The sequence below is a fragment of the Streptomyces sp. NPDC001153 genome, assembly GCF_053598315.1.
In genome coordinates this window covers 74,765-94,470 of the sequence record NZ_JBSFJZ010000033.1, presented here as the reverse complement: position 1 = coordinate 94,470, position 19,706 = coordinate 74,765, and the positions used below count along the sequence as shown (strand labels likewise).

Genomic DNA, 19,706 nt, shown 5'->3' with positions numbered 1-19,706 from the left:
GTAACCAGTCCCGGCCGAACCCTGGGCAGCCTCCGACCTGGGGTCCGGTCGGCCGACGAGAAGGGCGGAAGGTACGGCATCCGACGAACCGTGGTGCTCCGTACAACGCAGTTCGCAAGTACTCGGCGAGCGCTGGAGCCTGCTGATCATCCGCGAGATCTTCAGTGGAAGACACCGTTTCACCGAAATCCAGTCGGCACTGGGAGTCGCATCCAACCTCCTCACCACCCGTTTAAAGAAGCTGGTGGACGCCGGAGTCCTGCGAAAGCAGACCTACCAGGAGCCCGGCATCAGAAACCGCATCAGATACCACCTCACACCAGCCGGCGAGGAGCTACTCATCGTCCTTGCCGCCCTGCCAGCGGGGGGAGCGCCACTGCCCACGTCCATCCGGACCGAACGGTCAGCCGCGCTGAATGCTCACCATGTCGAGATCCGCGAGGGCCCTTCGTCGCGCGTTCACGCTGCTTGGTCTTTTTAGTCGCAGTACCTGCTGTTCCGACGCGGATCTGCCGATTCGCCCGCACGGCCAACGTGATCGGGAGTGTCAACACCGCCTCCGCTCCGCCGGCTGGGCGGGCCAAGCGGTTCCTGTCCACATTGAACGGCATCTCCCCGCGCGTCCAGCCCCGCCGTCACCTGATGACCGCCCCCCGATCGCCGAGCCGTGATGAACATCCGCTTCGCGATCTGGGAGCACATCATCGGCGCGGTCGGTCGGCCCACCACAACCACAGCCTGAGCAGCGAGTCGGAACCCGGCCGCACCACGCCTCGACGCACCGTCAGACATCCACACAACCGACACGTGACAGCGCCCGAACACGCCCTCACCGTGACCGGCTGCGCCGACAGGCGGACTACCTGGCCCGATGCAGCCTGCTCGGTTCGAAGAGCGTCCTCGGCCGCGAACACTGCCGTCGAGGGCCTTGCGTCACCGCCACCCTCATTGGATAGTGCTCCCTATCGGATAGAAGTACCTATCCGATAGGGAGCACTATCCGGCATCGTCGAGCGCCTTGACGCGAACAGGTGGGATGCATGACACAACGCGTGACCAAGAGACGACGGGAGACGAACGAGCGCCTGCTCGACGCAGCCGAGCAGGCGTTCGCCGAGTGCGGGTTTCACGGTGTCTCGATCGCGGAGCTGTGCGCACGGGCCGGCTACACGACCGGCGCGTTTTATTCGAACTACGGATCCAAGGATGAACTCTTCCTTGCGCTGTTCACTCGACGCTCCGAGATCGTCCTCAAACAGCTCGGTGAGGCGGTGGAGCAAGCCGTCGTTTCCGAGCAACCGGTCGCCACGTTCATCGAGCTGGCGAGCGTCGTGGACGAGGAGACCCGAACCTGGTTCCTCATCTCCACCGAGTTCACGCTCCACGCCATCCGCAACCCCGAGGCGGCCAAAGCCCTCGCCCGCCACGACGCTGCGATCCGGGCGGCAATCGCGGAGCTGCTCGCACCACTCCTCGCCACCACACCGAGCAAGGTGACCGAGACGGATCTCGACATGCTGCTGCGCCTCGTCGTCGCCGTCCGGGAAGGCGGACTCGCACAAAGCCTGGTGGAACCGGCAGCGCTCCCGCACGGCGAGTTGGAGCGCCGGTTCCTGCCCGCACTGTTCGGAGGGCTCCGATGACGGCCAGTATCGAGCAATGGTGGTCCGAAGGGGAACTGGTCCCGCTCGCCGTCGCCGGAGTCCCCCGCCAGGTGTTCGTCCGCCGCATCGGCAGCGGCCCCGTGATGACCCTGCTCCACGGGTTCCCCAGTTCGTCACATGACTGGGCCCAGGCGGTACCTGTTCTCGCCGCTCGCCACACCCTCCTCATACCGGACTTCCTCGGCTTCGGCGCGAGCGAGAAGCCGGCCGATCACGACTACTCGATCCACGAGCAGGCCGACCTGGTGGTCGCGTTGTGGCAGCGCGAGGCGGTGACCTCGACGCATCTGGTGGCGCACGACTACGGGGCCACCGTGGCGCAGGAGCTGCTCGCGCGCAGCGCCGACGGGTCATTGAGGAGTCGGATCACGAGCCTGACGCTGTTGAACGGCGGCATCTACCCCGAACTCCACCGACCGGAAGCGGCTCAGACGGCGCTGCTCGACCCGGAAACCGGCCCCCAGCTCAGCGCAGCACTGACCGGCGAACTCATGGCCGCCGCCCTCTCACCGACATTCGCCGAGCACTACGACCCAAGCGCCGACGCAGCAGCGATGTGGAAGAGCATGAGCCACGGTGACGGCCACCTGAACTCCCACCGGCTGATCCACTACATCACCGACCGGACTGCCCACCGCGACCGATGGGTGGAAGCCATGGAGACCAGCGATCTGCCCAAGACCTTCATCTGGGGCCTGCGCGACCCCGTCGCGGGCGCCCACATCGCCGAGCTGATCGCCGAACGCATGCCGAACGCGACACTCCACGCCCTTGCGGACGTCGGACACTGGCCCCCGCTGGAGGCGCCGCAACGCGTCGCCTCACTGATCCTCGCCACGGCAGGAAACGGCTGAAGTCCGCACGGATCCCTGTCACCGCGCTCACGGCTTGACCACGTCTCCACACATCGAAAGGAACGAAGACCATGACGATCACGCAGCAGCGCCACGCCCCCGAGATGCTCGACCTGATCCGGGCCAACATCGGCCCGATCCCCGACGACTTCGATCTCCCGCTCCCGCCCACGGGGCTCTCGGTCGAAGAGGAGCGCGAAGTACGCAAGCAGGAACTCGCCGCCGCCTTCCGGGTTTTCGGCAAGCTGGGCTTCTCCGAGGGGGTCGCCGGGCACATCACTGCCCGTGACCCCGAGTTCCCCGACACGTTCTGGGTCAACCCCTTCGGGATGAGTTTCCATCAGATCAAGGTCTCCGACCTGGTCCGTGTCGACCATGAAGGCAATCTGCTGCACGGCAAGCGCCCGGTGAACCGTGCCGCCTTCTGCATCCACGCCGAGGTCCACAAGGCCCGCCCCGACGCCGTCGCCGCCGCACACGCGCACTCCCTCCACGGCAAGGCGTTCTCAGCACTCGGAATCCCGCTGGCACCACTGACCCAGGACGCCTGCGCCTTCTTCGAGGACCAAGGCCTCTACGCCGACTATCGCGGAGTCGTGAGCGATGCCGACGAGGGGCGCCGCATCGGCGAGGCACTCGGCTCGGCGAAGGCCGTCATCCTGAAGAACCACGGCCTGCTGACTGTCGGTCAGTCCGTTGCCGCCGCCGCGTGGTGGTTCATCACGATGGAACGGTCGTGCCAGGCGCAACTCCTGGCCATGGCCGCCGGCACCCCCGACGAGATCGACCGGGAGACCGCGGAGCAGGTCCGCACCCAGATCGGCGGGCCCCTCGCGGGCTGGTTCCAGTTCCGTCCGCTGTGGGACCAGATCATCGCCTCCTCGCCGGACCTGTTCGACTGAGGCTCCGACCGAGCAAGACCGGCCAGCCGGGCCAGAACCGACCAGGAGGAGGCAGGAAACCACGTGTCGAACTTTGGCGACTACCAGTTCGATATCTACCTCAACGGGCTCGCCGGCATCATGCCGAAGATGCCGATGACCTACGCGGAGTTGGAGGAGCGAGGATCCAAGGCGCTGGACCCCTGGCTCCTCTCCTACGTCGCCGGCGGGGCGGGCGACGAGCACACTCAGGACCTCAACGTCTCGGCGTTCGACGACTGGGGGCTGATCCCGAGGATGCTCGTCGACGGAGCCCAGCGCGACCTGTCCATCGAGTTGTGCGGGCTGACCCTCCCGTCCCCGCTGTTGATGGCGCCCGTGGGTGTGATCGGCCTGTGCGCGCAGGACGGCCACGGTGACCTGGCCGTGGCGCGAGCCTCGGCGAGGACTGGCGTGCCGATGATCGCCTCCACTCTCACGGTCGACCCGATGGAGGATGTCGCTGCCCAGTTCGGTGACACCCCGGGCTTCTTCCAGCTCTACACCCCGAATGACCGGGAGCTTGCCGAGAGCCTGGTGCACCGGGCCGAGCAGGCGGGTTTCAAGGGGATCATCGTCACGCTGGACACCTGGATCCCGGGGTGGCGGCCTCGCGACCTCAGCCGCTCGAACTTCCCCCAGCTGCGAGGGCTGGCCCTTGAAAACTACTTCAGCGACCCGGTCTTCAGGTCCCGGCTGGCCAAGCCCCCGGAAGAGGACCTCCAGGCCGCAGTGAGATCCTGGGCAATGACCTTCGGCGACCCGCGCCTGACGTGGGACGATCTCGCCTGGTTCCGTTCCATGACCGACCTGCCGCTGATCCTCAAGGGAATCATGCATCCCGAGGACGTCCAACGGGCCATCGACGGCGGTGTCGATGGGATCTACTGCTCGAACCACGGTGGACGCCAGGCCAACGGTGGCCTTGCCTCACTCGACATGCTGCCGGATGTCGTCGAAGCCGCAGGCGAGACTCCGGTGATCTTCGATTCGGGTGTGCGCTCCGGGGACCATGTTGTGAAAGCCCTGGCGCTGGGCGCGCGAGCGGTAGCGGTGGGGCGGCCCTACGTCTACGGGCTGGCACTGGGCGGCGAGGACGGCATCATCCACGTGCTGCGATCCCTCCTTGCGGAGGCTGACCTCCTCATGGCGGTCGACGGCTACCCGAAGATCGCAGACCTCAGCCCCTCGGCTTTGCGGCGACGTCCGTGACCCAGCTGTTCAGCCTGTGCCAGCCACGCGCGCGGTGGCTTCCCGGTCGTACAGGTCCGCCAAAGGTCCTGGCTTCCGACGCCGTACGCGCCTGCGGCGTCGCCCTGGCCATGGGCTGCCGCGGAACCCCGTACGGCTTCAGAATGGCTGCACAGACCGTGACCTGGGGCGACGCTCCACGGACCGATCCGGGCGCCATCGGACCTTGTGCTCGTACGAATGCTCCGCCTGATCGCCACGCGGATCTTCGCGTGGCTGGTCCTGCTGTCCCGATCCTCCGCGGCGAAGGAGGCCGAGATACTGATCCTGCGACACGAAGTCGCGGTACTGCGCGGACAGGTCGCGGCCCCCCAAGCCCACCTGGCCCGACCGGGCACTGCTCACCACCTTCGCCCGACTCCTCCCACGGGCGCTACGCCAGCATCGGATCGTCTCCCCGCGCACCCTCCTGGCCTGGCACCAACGTCTGATCAAGGACAAGCGGACACAACCAGCCTCGCCGGGACGCCCGCCGTTACCCGACGAGCTGTGCGACCTGGTCGTCCGGCTCGGCACCGAGAACCGGCGATGGGGCTTCCGGCGTGTCCACGGCGAACTCCGCCGTCTCGGGCACAAGGCCCAGCCCGGCCACCGTCCGCCGCACCCCACGCACCGCCGGCCTCGGGCCGGCCCCTCGCCCACAATCGGCGCGCGTTGAGTGGACCGCCTTCCTCAAGGCCCGGCCCACGGCCTCCGCGCCCCGACTACTTCCACGTCGACACGGTCGGCCTGCAGCGGCTGTACCCGCTGTTCGTCATGGAGGTCCGCACCCGAACCGTCCACCTCCTCGGGGCCATCGCGCACCCCAACCGCGGCCTGGGCCACCCAGCAGGCCCGACAGCTGATATGGCAACTCAGCAACCGCGCATCCGACTTCACTCACCTGATCCACGACCGGGACACGAAGCTCACCGCCAGCCTCGACGCCGTCTTCGCCAGCGAGGGCATCAACGTCACCAAAATCCCTCCGCGCTCCGCCAACTGCAATCCCCGCACCGAGCAGTTCGCACGCTCAGCACGCGAGGAGTGCACCGACCGGCTCCCGATCTTCGACCGCGGCCACGCCGAGAAGGTCCTCAACGACTACGCGCGCCACTTCAACCGGCATCGGCCGCATCAAGGCCGGGGCCAACTCGCGCCGCTGGACGATGCCAACGCAGCGTTCGTACTGCTCATCGGTGACGTAGGCGCGGGTCATGCGTCGGGCAGGATGCGGGCGGCGCGGGGCCGCAACTTCGCGACGTTCGCGGGCGGGGCGGGCAGGTCGCCGGTAGCGGTCTTGCGGATGCCGGCGTTCTCGGCGGTGGTGGCCACCAAGTCGGCCGGGGAACAGGGGGCACCGACGGAATTCCCTGGTCAGGGCCGATGCAACCTCTGTGTAGATCGTTTCCCGCATTGTGGGGCGATTTTTCCCGCGCCGCAGGCCAGGTGCTTCGACGATGAATGCAGAGACACCCCACAAGCTTCGCTCGCCCGGTAGCTCAAGTGCCGGTGACGTTCCTGGTGAGCAGGCGGAGCAACTGCTTGGCCATGGCGTCCTGCGCAAGAGTCAGTCCCATGGCCTCGCCGATGGCCGCAGGGACGGGACGAGCCTTATCGCGAAGGTCCGCACCAGCCGGGGTGAGGTGGATGGAGACGGACCGCTCGTCCTCGGCGCGTCGTTCACGGCGGATCAGGCCACCGGCTTCCAGGCGCTTGAGCAGCGGAGAAAGGGTGCTGGATTCCAGTTGGAGCGCGGTGCCCAGCTCACGGACGGATATGGAGTCCTGCTCCCACAGCACCAGCATGACCAGGTACTGCGGGTAGGTCAGGCCCAGATCGTCCAGCAGGGGCCGATAGCGGACGGTGACCGCCCGCGAGGCGGCGTACAAGGCGAAGCACAGCTGGTCCTGGAGCAGGAGCGAGCCCGGCTCAGCGGCTTGGTGCCCGGTCTCGTCCATGGCTCCGGTCCTCACATCGAATGATCAGCGAACCCCATTCTACCCTTCCAGGCGCTCACGATTATGTAGCGCTAGATTAAGTTGTGCACGACTAAAGCGTGCAGTACTGTTCCAGTCAGCCCACCCGGACGGCCGGCCCTACCGCCCGCCGCCATTCCCCATGAGGAGCGCCCCATGTCCGAGACCACCACCCGCCCGGTGCTGGAGCCTGCCGCCGCAGCTTTCGCCGAGGCCACCGCAAACCCGCCGTACCTGTTCGACCTGGGGCCGGTCGAAGGCCGCAAGACCGTCGACGAGGTCCAGTCCGGCGAGATCAGCAAGCCGGAAATCGCCGAGGAGTGGGTGACCGTCCCCGGCGGTCCCACCGGATCGGTCAAGGCCCGCATCGTCCGCCCCGCCGACGCTCAGAGCGTGCTGCCGGTGATCATCTACATCCACGGCGCCGGATGGGTCTTCGGCAACGCCCACACCCACGACCGCCTGGTCCGCGAGCTGGCCGTCGGCGCCCGGGCCGCCGTCGTCTTCCCCGAGTACGACCTGTCTCCGGAGGCCCGTTACCCGGTCGCCATCGAACAGAACTACGCCGTCGCCCGCTGGATCGTCACCGACGGCGCCGCGAAAAACCTGGATGCCACCCGCATCGCCGTGGCCGGCGACTCCGTCGGCGGCAACATGGCCGCGGCGCTGACCCTGATGGCCAAGGAGCGCGGCGACGTCCCCCTGGTGCAGCAGGTGCTGTTCTACCCGGTCACCGACGCCAGCTTCGACACCGGCTCCTACCACCAGTTCGCCGAGGGCTACTTCCTGCGCCGGGACGCCATGCAGTGGTTCTGGGACCAGTACACGACCGACGAAAGTGAGCGCGCCCAGATCACTGCGTCCCCGCTGCGCGCCACCACCGAGCAGCTGACCGGTCTGCCCCCGGCGCTGGTCATCACCGGCGAGGCCGACGTGCTGCGCGACGAGGGCGAGGCCTACGCCAACAAGCTGCGCGAGGCCGGCGTCCCGGTCACGGCGGTGCGCTACCAGGGCATCATCCACGACTTCGTGATGCTCAACGCCCTGCGCGGCACCCACGCCGCCGAGGCCGCCATCACCCAGGCCATCACCACGCTGCGCGACGTTCTGGGCACCAACTGACCAGGCAGCACCCACCCGATCTGATCCATCTGCAGCCAGCAAGCGTTCGACCGCAAGGCACGCCGCCGACCGCACCCCGTACAACCAGGAGATATTCCGTCATGTCCGCACCCTCCCCCCGCATCGGCCGTAAGATCGCGCTCGCCGCGACCGTCCCCTTCGTCGCAGGAATCGTCGCGGCCGGCAACGCTCTCGCCTCCCCCGGCTCGTCGAGTGGGCACTCCTCGGTCGTGCTGGAGCACGACGCCCAGGTGTTCGCCGATGCGGCGGCCAAGAATCCCCCCATCTACACCCTGTCGTACGCCGAAGCCCGTAAGGCCCTGGACGCCGCGCAGTCCGGCCCTGTTCCGCTGCCCCCGGCAGACGTCTCTCACCGCACTCTTCCCATCGGCCCCACCGGCAAGGTGACGATCCGCATCGTCCGGCCCGCCGGAGCGACCGGAAGGCTCCCGGTCGTGATGTACTTCCACGGCGGCGGATGGGTGCTCGGCAACGAGGGGACCCACGACCGCCTGGTCCGGCAGATCGCGAACGGCGCACACGCTGCCGTGATCTTCGTCGACTACACACCCGCCCCCGAAGCGCACTTCCCGATCCCCATCGAGCAGGCCTACGCCGCCACCAAGTGGGTCGCCGAGCACGGCAACGAGATCAACGTCGACGGTTCCCGGATCGCCCTCGCCGGCGACAGCGTCGGCGGCAACATGACCGCCGCTGTCAGTCTCATGGACAAGCAACAGCACGGGCCGAAGCTGCGCGGCCAGGTCCTCTTGTACCCGGTGACCAACGCCGCCTTCAACGACGCCTCCTACCGCGAGTTCGCAGGCGGCCCATGGCTCACCCGCAAGGCCATGCAGTGGTTCTGGGACGCCTACGCCCCTAACACCAAGGACCGCAACCAGATCCTCGCATCCCCGCTGCGCGCCACCCTCAATCAGCTCAGCGGACTGCCGAAGGCACTGGTCATCACGGACGAGGCGGACGTGCTCCGCGACGAGGGCGAAGCCTATGCAGCCAAGCTCCGCGCCGCCGGCAACGACGTGACCGCCGTGCGCTACAACGGCACCATCCACGACTTCGCGATGCTCAACGCCCTGCGCAACACCAACGCCGCCCAGGCAGCGGTCGCCCAGGCCAACACCTTCCTGCGGAACACGCTCCACTGACACGCAATGCCTGCCCCCTGTCGGAGAGTGTGGGGCCGACCCAACAGGCCGGCCCCACACTCCCGAGCATCCCGTGCCTGTCCGCACGCCCCGTCAAGTTCCGGCCCGTCTCATCGGCATGGATCCGTGTTCCGCATCGCAGGGACACCCTCCGCCCGGCGGACAGTCCAAGGGCATGACGCACAACTCCACGGCCTCCCGCCTGCTGCGAGACAGTGAGCCCGACCTGCAGGCCAAGGGGTGGCCACGGCGCGGGCGCGATGCGAGCGCATCGCCTGGCGGCCGTCCGACGGATCCTTCCGTCCGGCACGACATCCAGGGGCTGCGCGGGCTGGCCGTCACGCTCGTCGTACTCGCGCAGGCCGGAATCCCGTTCATTGCCGGCGGCTACGTCGGAGTCGACGTGTTCTTCGTCATCTCCGGTTTCCTCATCACCTCGGGCCTGCTCCGGGAGGCCGGGCCGACCGGCTCGCTGTCGTTGCGGCGCTTCTACCGGCCTTGGACCGACGGAACAGCCAGTATCGGTGAGATTGATCTTGGTTTCGTAGCAGGTCAGACAGGGGTCACTGGCGGCGGCGGTCAGCCGGGTCGCGCAGTGGTTTCTCGTTGCGTGGGGTCAGGGCGTCGTACCCGTCGGTACAGCTCGCTTTTCCGACGGCTTGACGTGACGGTACTGACGCTGCCGACGCCGGTAGGCACGGTCTCGACTGCGGGCAGAGCAGTACTTGGCGTCTCGGCGTCGGGACCCGGCCGCGTAGGTCATGCGTCCGCACACCGGACACAGCAGCCGCCGCAGCAGGTGGCCATCCTCGGTGGCTCTGGCCCTCATCAGCAGCCCGCCCAGTGCCCCGATCCGTATGGTGACCTGTCTGTCCCTGTACGCCTGGGCCCGGCAGGCCGGGCCGCAGTACAGGCGCCGCTGTATCGCGTTCTTCGGGAGCACGGCGCCGCAGACGCAGCAGTGCCGACGGCGGGCCATACCTCCAGGATCGCTCGTGCGTACGGCTTGCGGAATCCCCTACCGCTTCCGCCCGGGTCGCCACGGCCCGGAAGTCCTTGAGCCCGTTGATGGTCCGCTCGACTTCGTTCCTGCGGGCGTACCGAGCCCGGTCGAATCCAGCGGGGCGACCGCCCCGGCTGCCGCGCCGCTTACGGTTGGCCCGCTGGTCCCGCCGCTCGGGAATCGTGTGCCGGATCTGCCGACGCCGAAGGTACTGACGGTTCCGTCGCGAGCACGGCGCTGGGCAGGCCGGCGGAGCAGTGCCTGGGACGTGACTTTGGTGATCCCGCAAGCCAGCGGAGTATGGCCGAGAGTCTCGTGGTCCATGCCGCCAGGACGAAGGCGACGCCCGCTCCTTGTGACGGAATGGGCCGGCAATTGGACTCTGCGCCTGCCGAGAATGTCATCCATGCAGGTCAGGGGCTTGTTCGGCGCTGAGGCAGGATGAGCACTCGTGTTGCTTCGTCTCGCCTACCTGACCATCACCAACGCGTTCGCCGCACTGCGGCTGCTACCGATGAGCGACCGCGACAAGGACGCGGAGATTCTCGTCCTGCGCCACCAGTTCATGGTCCTCGAGCGGCAGCTCGGGGAGGACCGGGTGAAGTTCGCCTCGGAAGACCGAGGATGAAGTTCCGGGCCGACTTCGACCGGCTGGCCAAACGCTCTCCGGATGGTAGAGCCCCCCTTCCGGTGCGGTCGCGGATCAAGATCCAGACCGTTCGCGAGCCAGAGGGCCGCTCCCCCACTTCGAGGCCATTTCCGCTGGTCAGCAGCCTATCAACCCGGCAACACCAGTAGACGAAGAACCAGCTGACAAACAGGGTCGTCGATCTCCCAACTCGGGCGACGACGGTCGTTCGACGCCAGCCGTTTCCGATCAGTGCGCCGATCATGTGGGCGGACACGATCGGCTGACCGACGCTTGACGTCATGGCCGCGTCCGAGCGTCCATGGTCGCGGCCGACGCGTCAACCGGGATTACGGAGACCACCGCGTTCCCATGCATCGGCCTGTCCGTCCGGAACACTCGCGATGCGCACGCGCCGGCGACACAAGCGGCCCCCGAGACCGCGCCCCGGCCGGGGACCTCACTCCACAAGCCCTTCGGGAAGCGAGGCCCTCTTCATGTCCGACACCACGATCAGCGACCGATTGACGGGGCTGTCCCCCGCCGTCATTCACTTCTACACCCAACTCGTCACCTTCACCGACTCCGCCACCGTCGACGACATCGCGCAAGCCGCCGACATCGCCCGCTCCAGCACCTTCAAGGCCCTCGTCGCCCTCGAGAAGCGAAATCTGGCCCACCGAAACCGGGGGCATCAAGAACGGCCCCGATCGGCGGCCGGACCTGTGGCACGCCACACACACCGCCCCGGCCCCGCCTTTCGAGCAACCCGGCACTCGTGAGGAACCCGTAGCGCAGACACTCGCCACACCCCGATCAGCTGAACCAGTCCCGGACAGCAGCCACTCGATGAGGGAACCGTACGGGTCCACCGCGCACAAAAGCGACGAGAAGTCCGATGCGTCGGCATCGAGGCGCACTGCCTCATCCGCTCCGCCACCTGTCCAGTGCCCCGCAGCCCTCCAAGCGAGTGGCGTCACACCCGCGACCGCCTCACCCGGCGGGAGCAGGCGCCTTGCCCGTGGAGCCCTCCGGCAGCGAAGAAGGCATGGCAGGCCGGTGCCGTCAGGGCGATCCTCCACAACCCTCGCTGCAACGGCTACGAGGTGTGGAACAAGCAGCGCAAGGAAGAACGCCTCACCGACATCGACGACGTCACCCTCGGTCACCGCACCACCATGACCCACAACCCCACCGACGAGTGGATCTGGTCCAACGAACCCGCACACACCCCGCTCATCCCCAAGGAACTCTTCGAGGCCGCCCAGCGGGCCCGCAGGCAGCGCGCCCGCGTCTACCAGCGGCAGGAACGCCCCAACCGGCGAAGCAGCCGACGGGCCTACGTCCTGCGAGGACGGGTGAGATGCACTCTGTGCGGACGGAAGATGCAGCCCTCGGCGATCCGCGACCGCGTCTACTACCGATGCGAGTACAAGGAACAGGAAGTGGCCCTCTACCCCGGGCTCGATCATCCGCGCACCATCAACCTGCGCGAAGACATCATCTGCCGGGCACTGGACGCATGGATCGCTCGGGCCTTCGCCCCGGACCGGCTCACCGCCCCCATCACCGCACTCAGCCAGGCCGGCATCGCGGCAAGCTCTGCACAGCCACAAACCCCCGAGCAGGCTCAAGCCCGCCAGGCGATCAAGGAGTGCGAGCGGCGCCTCGCCCGCTACCAGACCGCCCTCGACTCTGGAGCCGACCCAGCCGTCGTCACCCAGTGGATCAACGACGCGCAACGCGACAGGGAAGCGGCACAGAAGAAGCTCGACGCCCTGCCCACCGGCACCCGAAGGAAGGAACCACCCCTCACGGCAGACCAGATCCGGGCGATTACTGAAAGGTTCGGAGACATCGCTCAACGCATCCAAGCCGCCGACGCCGAGAAGAAAGAGCCACTCTACGAGGCTCTGGGCATCACGATCGCGTACGACCACGCAACGAGGACCGCGACCGTCAGGTCGAGGCCCTCGATTCCGTATCGCTATAAGGAGTCGGATGTTCACGAGTTTTGACGGCAAGGGCGTGGGGCGTCGGTCTGGCTCACGCGCTGTCGTCGCCGGCGGAGAGGATGGTGTGGGCGGTTCCCAGGAGACGTGCGCAGCGCCGGGTCATGGCGTCGGGTGACTGGTCGGGGTGGTTGATCCACCAGCGGACCAGGGCGGTGCACAGGCCGCGCCATGCGTGTTTGAGGGCGTCGGCGTCGAGGGGGTCGCTGGTTCCGGCGGTGTGCAGGAGGTCGGCGGTGCCGGTCGCGGCGAGGTCGTCGATGGCGTCGCGGTAGTGGGCCGCGCGGTGGGCGGCTTCGCTGTCGGGCGGCAGCGTGGGGTCGTAGAGGACGAACCATGCCTCGCGCCGGCCGTCGAGGGCGGTGAACAGGGCGTGCAGCACGCGCAGGGGCGTGGGCGGGGCGTCGGCGTCGTGTTCGGCCATCGCGGCGCGGATGGCGGCCAGCAGCCGGTCGCCGACCGGGTCGAGGCAGGCGAGGTAGAGGTCCTGCTTGCTGCCGAAGTAGTGGTGCAGGAGTGGTTTGGTGACGCCGACGCGGGTGGCGATGGCGGCCACGGTGGTGGCCTCGTAGCCGTGGCGGCCGAACTCCTCGGTGGCCGCGGCCAGGACCTGTCGTTCGCGTGTGGCCCTCGGTACGCCCTTGGTGCCGGCCTTGGAGGGGGGCGTTGTCATGGAACCAGATCTTACCCTAGGGTAATTTACTGACGGGTAAATTCCCTGGATCCCGCTGGAGCGCACCCATGCCTGCCACCGCGACCGACCCCCGCACCTCCCGCACCCGCTCCTGGTGGGGCTGGGGCTACGCCGACGCCCACCCCGACGACGCCGAATGCGCCGCGATGGGTGCCCTGCTGCCGGGCACCCTGGCCCGCCCGCTGCCGATACCCCGCATCGCCGACCTGCCCATCGGCCGCCCCGCCGCGACGCCCCCGCCCTCCCTGGCACACCTGGTCACCGCCGACCCCCAGGCGCGCGCCGCCCACGCCATGGGCAAGGCCTACCGCGACGTCATCCGGGCCCTGCGCGGCCGGCCCCGCCGGATCCCCGACCTCGTCGCCCACCCGGCCGGCGACCAGGACGTGGCCGACCTGCTGGACTGGGCCGGCGAGCACGGCGTGGCCGTCATCCCCTTCGGCGGCGGCTCCTCGGTGGTCGGCGGCGTGGAGTACCGCGGTGACACCCACCACGCAGTCCTGTCGCTCGACCTGACCGCGATGGACCGCGTCCTGGAGATCGACACCACCAGCCGCTCAGCCCGCATCCAAGCCGGAGCGCTCGGACCCGTGCTGGAAGGCCAGTTGCGCCCCTACGGCCTGACCCTGCGCCACTTCCCGCAGAGCTTCGAGTTCTCCACCCTCGGCGGCTGGCTCGCCACCCGGGCCGGCGGCCACTACGCCACCGTCCACACCCACATCGACGACTTCGTGCAGTCCCTGCGCGTGGTCACACCCGCCGCAGCAGGCACCTCCTGGCGGCTGCCCGCATCCGGCGCCGGACCGTCTCCCGACCGGCTCTTCCTCGGTTCCGAGGGCACCCTCGGTGTCATCACCGAGGCATGGATGCGCCTGCAGGAACGCCCCCGCCACAAAGCCTCCGCGTCCGTGGCCTTCGCCGACTTCCACCGCGCGCTGGACGCAGTGCGTGCCATCGCCCGGTCCGACCTCGCCCCGGCCAACTGCCGCCTGCTCGACCCCGGCGAGGCGCTGCTGTCCGGCGCCTCCCACGACGGCTCCGCCGTCCTGATCCTGGGCTTCGAGTCCGCCACCACCCCCGTCGACGACCGCCTCGCGAGCGCCGTGGACCTGGCCCGCGCCCACAGCGGCCGCGGCGAGACACATGCGGCAGACCGCGACGCCCCGGCCGACGCAGCCGTCAGCGCCTGGCGCGCGGCGTTCCTGCGCATGCCCTACCTGCGCGACGGTCTGGCCCGCATGGGCGCCGTCGTCGAAACCTTCGAGACCGCCGCCACCTGGGAGAAGATACCCGCCCTGATCGAGGCCGTCCGCGCCGAGGTCGGCGCCGCCGCCGCGAAGGCCACCGGACACCCGGCCACCGTCAACTGCCGCCTCACCCACGTCTACCCCGACGGCGCCGCACCCTACTTCACCGTCGCAGTCGCCGGCCGGCCCGGCGACGAGCCCGAGATCTGGGACGACATCAAAGCCGCCGCGATGGACGTCCTGCACCGCCACCGCGCCACCATCACCCACCACCACGCCGTCGGCCGCGACCACCACCCCGGCTACGACCTCCAACGCCCCGAACCCTTCGCGCTGGCACTGCGCGCCGCCAAGCACGCCCTGGACCCCCACCGCATCCTCAACCCCGGCGTCCTGCTCGACTGACAAGACAGCAATCAGGCGAAGGCGGCCGGAACTGCCGCAACGACTCTCCCGCGCCGGCACCGGACAGCGCGACACGGGCGGCGGCGTCCTCAAGCCGCCCATCTCCCGCCGGACACCGCCACCACACACGGACACCGGCACCCCGCAGTCGCGTCCCCGGCCTCACCGCGCCCGGACCGAAAGGTCAAGCCCGAGGGCCTGTCATTTCTCGGGTCCTGGCTCAACTTCCGTGGTGCCGCGAGCGTAAGAGTACCGATCGGTTGCGAGCCGGCGGCGTGTGGCAGCGTCGTCTGCATGTCGTGCCCCTTCTGCCGGCTCATGCACGAAGACAGTGCGCAATGGGTAGCCCGTAGACGTCTTGGACACGCCCACCGGCGTACTGGCCGAGACAGTCGAGTTGGTCCAGCGTCTGGCAAGGGCCATGCGCTCCGGGCTGAACGCGACTGGGGTGAACGTCCTCGACGCGAGTGGTCCGGGCGCGGAACAGTCGGTACGCCACCTGCACTTCCACGTCGTTCCGCGGTGGCCGGACGATGGCATCCCCACCTGGCCTACCGGGCTGTCGCACCATCGATTCGCCGGTGACCCGGCCGTACAACTCGCCGACGCACTGACGGCCGGCAAGCACCACAGAAGTTGAGCCAGGCCACCGGTGCCGTCCGGCGGCCGGCCCACGGAGGGACGTCGCCACGGGAGGATGGCCGTCTTCCAGGCACCGTTTGAGTCAGGCTGGTATGAGTTGGCGTTGGCCATCAGCGACGGGCGCCCGGGGGCCGTCTCCCGGGCGGCCGCAGCTCGGACGGTCAGGCGGCTTTCCGGTCCGTGCCCGGTGTCGGTCCGGCGGCGATGGAGAAGCCGAGGACGAGGCCGTCGCCGCCGGCGTGCGCCGAGGTGAGCGCGACGCCGTGGGGCAAGCCGGTGACGGCCACGGTCCTGGGCCCCAGTTCATCGCGGAGCCCGGAGGTGGCCGGCAGGTCAGGGAGGTCGTCGACGGCCGCGCTCCGGCCGAGGACGCTCACCGTGGTGGGCGTGATGGTGAAGGCGTGCGCGGTCGTGGCCAGGGTCGCCCGCACGGTGAAAGGCAGGCCCAAGCGGCCGACGCTCCCTGTGAGGATCAGGTGGCCGTCCTGGCCGCCGGCGGTCAGGCCCTTGCCCAGCGCGCCCAGGCGGCGGGTCACCTGGTCGTATCCCACGGTGGCGTTTGCGGTGCCGCCGGCGCTGTCGCCGCTCGTCGTGACGTCTTTCAGGCGGATGGTCACATCCAGCACGGCGTGCTGAGCGTGCACGCCTTTCGCGCTCACCTCGACATCGCCGACCTCCCCGCCCAAGGTGCGCAGGCCCGCGAGGGGGGTGGTGAGGTCGGCGTGCACCGGGCCGTCCGGCTTCAGCCGGCGCGAGGCCTGGGCGACGACCCGCTCCTCGGTGCGGTGCTCGACGAGGAGGTCGGTCGCGCAGGTGAGCAGGGCCAGGGTCGCGGCGGTGGCGGCCACGATGAGGCGGGTCTTCCCGCGGGGGTTCGGGCTCACGTGGTCACTGCTCCGGATCGGTCGGCGGGCGGTCAGGCGTGCAGGCGCGGGAGGACCCGGTCGAGCCGGCGAGGTATCCACCAGTTCGCCCGGCCGATGAGGAACATGGCGGACGGCACCAGGATCAGGCGGACCACGGTGGCGTCGACGATCACGCTGATCGCCAGCCCCAGGGCGAGCATCTTCACGACCACGGTCGGCGAGGTGGTGAAGGACAGGAACACCGCGGTCATGATGAAGGCGGCAGCGGAGATCACGCGCGCCGTCGCGGACAGCCCCTCCCCCACGGCGAGCCGGTTGTCGCCGGTGCGGTGCCAGGCCTCGGCGATCCGGGACAACAGGAAGATCTCGTAGTCCATGGACAGTCCGAAGACGATCGCGAACATCATCATCGGCACGTACGACTCGATGGGCACCGGCTCCGACAGCCCCAGCAGCGAGTCGCCCCAGCCCCACTGGAAGACCGCGACGAGCACGCCGTAGGACGCGGCCGTGGTGCACAGGTTGAGCACGACGGCCTTGAGCGGGATCACCAGGCTGCGGAAGACCGTCATGAGCAGCAGGAAGGCGAGGACCAGGACGATGCCGATGACTATGGGCAGCCGTTCGCCGACCGTGTCCCGGAAGTCGGCCTGTCCGGCCACGGTGCCGGTGAGGTAGGCCTTGGCGCCCGTGCCGTTCAGGGCCTCCGGCAGCGTCCGCCCGGCGAGGGTGTCGAGCAGGTCGCCGGTGGCGGCGTCCTGCGGGCCGGTGGTCGGGGTGAGCGTGGTGACGAGGATCCTGCCGTCGGCGCTCGCCTTGAGCGGGGTGAAGGCGGCCACGCCGTGGGTGGTTCTCAGGGCCGTGGTCAGGTCGCCCGTGATCCGGTCGACGGGGGACTTCGCGCCGCTCACGTCGACGACGGTGACGATCGGGCCGTTCGCCCCTGCTCCGAAGCCCTGCCCGTCGGCGTGGGCGATCCAGTCGTAGGCGGTGCGGGTGCTGCTGCCAGGTCGGTCGGCACCGGCGTCGACGTGGCCCAGGCGCATCGACAGCAGCGGCAGGGAGCACACGCCGAGGACGGCGACGCCGACGACGAGGAATGTCCAGGGCCGCCGGGCGACGAGATCCGCATAGCGGTTCCGGCCGTCGCCGGCCGCCGTGCCCTCGGCGACCGGGCGGCGCAGCCGGAACCGGTCGATGCGCCTGCCGACCAGCCCCAGGGCCGCCGGTACGAGGGTGACGGCGGCAGCGGCCGTGACGACGACGGCGAGGGTGGCGGCGAGGCCGATCTTGCCGACGAAGGTCAGCCCGCAGGCATACAGGCTGAGCATGGCGACGGCCACGGTCAGAGCGGCGACGAGGACGGCGCGTCCGCTGGTGTGCGCGGTGCGGGCCGCGGCGTCGGCCGGATCGCGCCCCTCGATGAGGTCTTGGCGGAAACGCGTCGTCAGGAACAGGGCGTAGTCGATGCCGACACCCAGGCCGATCATGCCGGCCAGGGTGGTGGCCGAGGTTGCGAAGGAGAGCGTGGCGGCGACGATGCCCACGATGCCGAGGCCGACCCCGACGCTGATCAGCGCGGTGGCCAGCGGCAGCAGCGCGGCGAGGACACTGCCGAAGGCCAGCAGCAGGATGACGAGAGCGGTGACGACGCCTACGCTCTCGCTCAACTTGTCGTCGGCCGGTGCACAGACGACCTGATCCAGATCGCCGCCGTAGGCGACGCCGAGCCCCGCCGCCCGGGCGGGGCCGGTCGCCTTGTCCAGTTGCCCGGTGTAGGCGTGGCCGAGGTTCTTCAGCTGCTCGTCGAAGGAGACGACGGTGTACGCGGTGCGTCCGTCGGCGCTGGTGACGGGCGCGGAGACGGCAGTGACGTGCGGCAGACCCCGAAGGTCGGCCAGGGTTCGCTCGAGCGCGGACCGCTGGTCGGCCACGGCTCCGGAACCGGTGTGGAACACGACCTTGCCGCCCGGCCTGCCCGCTTCCGGCATCGAGGTGGCAAGGAGATCGGCGCCGGTGTGTGAGGCGGCGCCGGGCAGGCTGACCTGGTCGCTGAAGGTGGGCGCGGCGAGGTGCCGTCCGGCCAGGGCAGCGACGAGGACCAGCAGCCACGCGGCGACCACCGCTGCCGGGTGCCGAGCGCAGAAGCCGCCGAGGCGGCCGAGTCCGCGGCGGGACGCGGCGAAGTCGGTCGCCGGACGGGCGGCGGTGTGTGCCCCGCTCGGCGCGGGCGGGTGCTGCAGAGATCGGGCCACCGTGGCCTCCAGGAAGAAAGTGTCACGAGTGACACGAACTCTAGAGGCGAAGTGTCATGAATGACAATTGTCAGTGGTGTCATTTGCTGGTGCGACGCTCTGCGGCGCACGGAGGGTGCGTGCGCACCAGGGGCCGCGCCGCGGGTGCGGGGTGCGCCAAACCGCGAGGTGCCAGCCGTGGGTGGCATGTGTGTCAATTGACAGTCGCGACACGATGGCGGGAGGCTTCGGACCATGCCCAGTGAGCTCACCCCCGCCGGACTGCGCGAACGCAAGAAGGAAGAGACGCGGCGCCGCCTGCTGGAGGGGGCCGCGCACCTGTTCAGAGAACGCGGCTTCGAGGCCACGACGGTCGCGGACATCGCCGCGTACGCGAACGTCTCCGCGCGCACCTTCTTCCGCTACTTCGAGAGCAAGGAGGCGCTGCTGCTCCCGGACGGCGTCGAGATCTTCGCCTACGTCGAGAACGCCCTCGCCCGGCGTCCCGCGGACGAGGACCCCCTGGACGCGGTGTGCAACGCCCTGCTGGAGGCGGCCGAGCCGTTCGCCGCCTCCACTCTGACCGCCCTCAGTCATCCGGTCCAAGGCATCGAGAACGTCGTCACGGCCCGGCTCGTCCAGGCCTTCTCCGACTTCGAGGAGCGGCTCACCGTCCTGGTCGAGCGCAGACTTCCGCCGGACACGCCGGACGCCGACCTCACGGCCGCGGTGATCGCGTGCGCCGCCCTGTCCGCGGTGCGCGCCGTACTGCGCACCCGCAGGGCGCGCCGGGCCTCCGGCCTCACGGACACGGGCCCAGCACCCCTGCTGCGAGCCTTGCAGATACTGCGCGGGATCGGCTCTCCCGAACGGCCCTGACAGCGGGCGGGGAGCCGACGGGAACGGCGCCGGCACGGCTCGGCACGGCCCGGCAGTAGGTCGGCCCCACCGCCTCACCGGCCCGCCGCCGCGGCTGCGTCGCCGCAGTGTCCGCCTGGCCGCGGTGTCGGCCGAGTGCACGTGCGACTTCGGTCTCGGCG

At 69.3% G+C, this 19,706-nt stretch carries 19 protein-coding genes and 3 pseudogenes; 15 read left to right on the top strand and 7 right to left on the bottom strand.

Annotated elements, in window-relative coordinates; translation table 11 throughout:
• Window positions 1-37 precede the first annotated feature (37 nt).
• The 6 genes and pseudogenes from ACWDEN_RS32420 to ACWDEN_RS32395 form a co-directional block, all read left to right on the top strand.
• On the top strand, window positions 38-481 hold the full coding sequence (locus ACWDEN_RS32420) for a winged helix-turn-helix transcriptional regulator (RefSeq protein ID WP_450861396.1): 444 nt from the start codon (window positions 38-40) through the stop codon (window positions 479-481).
• A gap of 559 nt (window positions 482-1,040) precedes the next feature.
• Window positions 1,041-1,643 carry a TetR/AcrR family transcriptional regulator gene (locus ACWDEN_RS32415; protein WP_351606357.1) on the top strand — a complete coding sequence of 201 codons (603 nt, stop codon included), beginning with the start codon at window positions 1,041-1,043 and terminating at the stop codon, window positions 1,641-1,643.
• On the top strand, window positions 1,640-2,518 hold the full coding sequence (locus ACWDEN_RS32410) for an alpha/beta fold hydrolase (protein ID WP_450861356.1): 879 nt from the start codon (window positions 1,640-1,642) through the stop codon (window positions 2,516-2,518). Before ACWDEN_RS32415 ends, ACWDEN_RS32410 begins: the two co-directional genes overlap by 4 nt.
• A gap of 104 nt (window positions 2,519-2,622) precedes the next feature.
• Window positions 2,623-3,420 carry a class II aldolase/adducin family protein gene (locus ACWDEN_RS32405; protein ID WP_351606437.1) on the top strand — a complete coding sequence of 266 codons (798 nt, stop codon included), beginning with the start codon at window positions 2,623-2,625 and terminating at the stop codon, window positions 3,418-3,420.
• 120 nt (window positions 3,421-3,540) lie between these two features.
• A complete protein-coding gene (locus ACWDEN_RS32400) occupies window positions 3,541-4,650 on the top strand; it encodes an alpha-hydroxy-acid oxidizing protein (RefSeq protein ID WP_450861394.1) in 1,110 nt (369 codons plus the stop codon).
• 697 nt (window positions 4,651-5,347) lie between these two features.
• Window positions 5,348-5,770: pseudogene (locus ACWDEN_RS32395) on the top strand (hypothetical protein); the annotation flags it as partial.
• On the opposite strand, the gene ACWDEN_RS32390 reads toward ACWDEN_RS32395, so the two are convergent.
• The 3 genes from ACWDEN_RS32390 to ACWDEN_RS32380 form a co-directional block, all read right to left on the bottom strand.
• Complete coding sequence (locus ACWDEN_RS32390; RefSeq protein WP_351606444.1) at window positions 5,702-5,887, bottom strand: hypothetical protein; 186 nt, start codon at window positions 5,885-5,887, stop codon at window positions 5,702-5,704. The pseudogene ACWDEN_RS32395 and the gene ACWDEN_RS32390 sit on opposite strands and share 69 nt — an antisense overlap.
• Window positions 5,884-6,006 carry a hypothetical protein gene (locus ACWDEN_RS32385; protein WP_351606443.1) on the bottom strand — a complete coding sequence of 41 codons (123 nt, stop codon included), beginning with the start codon at window positions 6,004-6,006 and terminating at the stop codon, window positions 5,884-5,886. The genes ACWDEN_RS32390 and ACWDEN_RS32385 overlap by 4 nt, the downstream gene beginning before the upstream one ends.
• Window positions 6,007-6,170: 164 nt before the next feature.
• A complete protein-coding gene (locus tag ACWDEN_RS32380) occupies window positions 6,171-6,629 on the bottom strand; it encodes a MarR family winged helix-turn-helix transcriptional regulator (RefSeq protein ID WP_450861354.1) in 459 nt (152 codons plus the stop codon).
• 174 nt (window positions 6,630-6,803) lie between these two features.
• On the opposite strand from ACWDEN_RS32380, the gene ACWDEN_RS32375 reads away from it, so the two are divergent.
• From ACWDEN_RS32375 to ACWDEN_RS32365, 3 genes and pseudogenes are all read left to right on the top strand, one after another.
• Window positions 6,804-7,769, top strand: coding sequence for an alpha/beta hydrolase (locus ACWDEN_RS32375; protein WP_450861352.1), 966 nt, complete (start codon window positions 6,804-6,806; stop codon window positions 7,767-7,769).
• Between the two features lie 101 nt (window positions 7,770-7,870).
• A complete protein-coding gene (locus tag ACWDEN_RS32370; protein WP_351606349.1) occupies window positions 7,871-8,935 on the top strand; it encodes an alpha/beta hydrolase in 1,065 nt (354 codons plus the stop codon).
• Between the two features lie 175 nt (window positions 8,936-9,110).
• Window positions 9,111-9,428: pseudogene (locus ACWDEN_RS32365) on the top strand (acyltransferase family protein); the annotation flags it as partial.
• A 538-nt stretch (window positions 9,429-9,966) separates the two neighbouring features.
• Here the strand turns inward: ACWDEN_RS32365 and ACWDEN_RS32360 are convergent.
• Window positions 9,967-10,234 (bottom strand): annotated as a pseudogene (locus tag ACWDEN_RS32360) (IS5/IS1182 family transposase); the annotation flags it as partial.
• A gap of 155 nt (window positions 10,235-10,389) precedes the next feature.
• Between ACWDEN_RS32360 and ACWDEN_RS32355 the strand changes: the two are divergent.
• The 3 genes from ACWDEN_RS32355 (at window position 10,390) to ACWDEN_RS32345 (ending at window position 12,584) form a co-directional block, all read left to right on the top strand.
• Window positions 10,390-10,566, top strand: coding sequence for a hypothetical protein (locus tag ACWDEN_RS32355; protein ID WP_450861350.1), 177 nt, complete (start codon window positions 10,390-10,392; stop codon window positions 10,564-10,566).
• 497 nt (window positions 10,567-11,063) lie between these two features.
• A complete protein-coding gene (locus tag ACWDEN_RS32350) occupies window positions 11,064-11,348 on the top strand; it encodes a helix-turn-helix domain-containing protein (RefSeq protein ID WP_450861348.1) in 285 nt (94 codons plus the stop codon).
• Window positions 11,349-11,513: 165 nt separating this feature from the next.
• Window positions 11,514-12,584 (top strand): recombinase family protein, encoded by a 1,071-nt coding sequence (locus ACWDEN_RS32345; RefSeq protein WP_450861346.1) that lies wholly within the window; start codon window positions 11,514-11,516, stop codon window positions 12,582-12,584.
• Window positions 12,585-12,612: 28 nt separating this feature from the next.
• On the opposite strand, the gene ACWDEN_RS32340 is transcribed toward ACWDEN_RS32345, so the two are convergent.
• On the bottom strand, window positions 12,613-13,251 hold the full coding sequence (locus ACWDEN_RS32340; RefSeq protein ID WP_351606340.1) for a TetR/AcrR family transcriptional regulator: 639 nt from the start codon (window positions 13,249-13,251) through the stop codon (window positions 12,613-12,615).
• Window positions 13,252-13,319: 68 nt separating this feature from the next.
• On the opposite strand from ACWDEN_RS32340, the gene ACWDEN_RS32335 reads away from it, so the two are divergent.
• Together ACWDEN_RS32335 and ACWDEN_RS32330 are read left to right on the top strand one after the other, a co-directional pair.
• Window positions 13,320-14,924: an FAD-binding oxidoreductase gene (locus ACWDEN_RS32335; RefSeq protein ID WP_450861344.1), complete on the top strand. Its 1,605-nt coding sequence runs from the start codon at window positions 13,320-13,322 to the stop codon at window positions 14,922-14,924.
• Between the two features lie 421 nt (window positions 14,925-15,345).
• Window positions 15,346-15,564: an HIT family protein gene (locus ACWDEN_RS32330; protein ID WP_450861392.1), complete on the top strand. Its 219-nt coding sequence runs from the start codon at window positions 15,346-15,348 to the stop codon at window positions 15,562-15,564.
• Window positions 15,565-15,727: 163 nt separating this feature from the next.
• Here the strand turns inward: ACWDEN_RS32330 and ACWDEN_RS32325 are convergent, their stop codons facing one another.
• Window positions 15,728-16,450 (bottom strand): hypothetical protein, encoded by a 723-nt coding sequence (locus ACWDEN_RS32325; protein ID WP_450861342.1) that lies wholly within the window; start codon window positions 16,448-16,450, stop codon window positions 15,728-15,730.
• A gap of 32 nt (window positions 16,451-16,482) precedes the next feature.
• The gene (locus tag ACWDEN_RS32320; protein ID WP_450861340.1) at window positions 16,483-18,687 is read right to left on the bottom strand and encodes an MMPL family transporter; all 2,205 of its coding nucleotides are present in this window, start codon (window positions 18,685-18,687) and stop codon (window positions 16,483-16,485) included.
• Window positions 18,688-18,921: 234 nt separating this feature from the next.
• Between ACWDEN_RS32320 and ACWDEN_RS32315 the strand changes: the two genes are divergently transcribed.
• Entirely contained in the window at window positions 18,922-19,545 is a 624-nt protein-coding gene (locus tag ACWDEN_RS32315) for a TetR/AcrR family transcriptional regulator (RefSeq protein ID WP_450861338.1), read from the top strand.
• Window positions 19,546-19,706 lie beyond the last annotated feature (161 nt).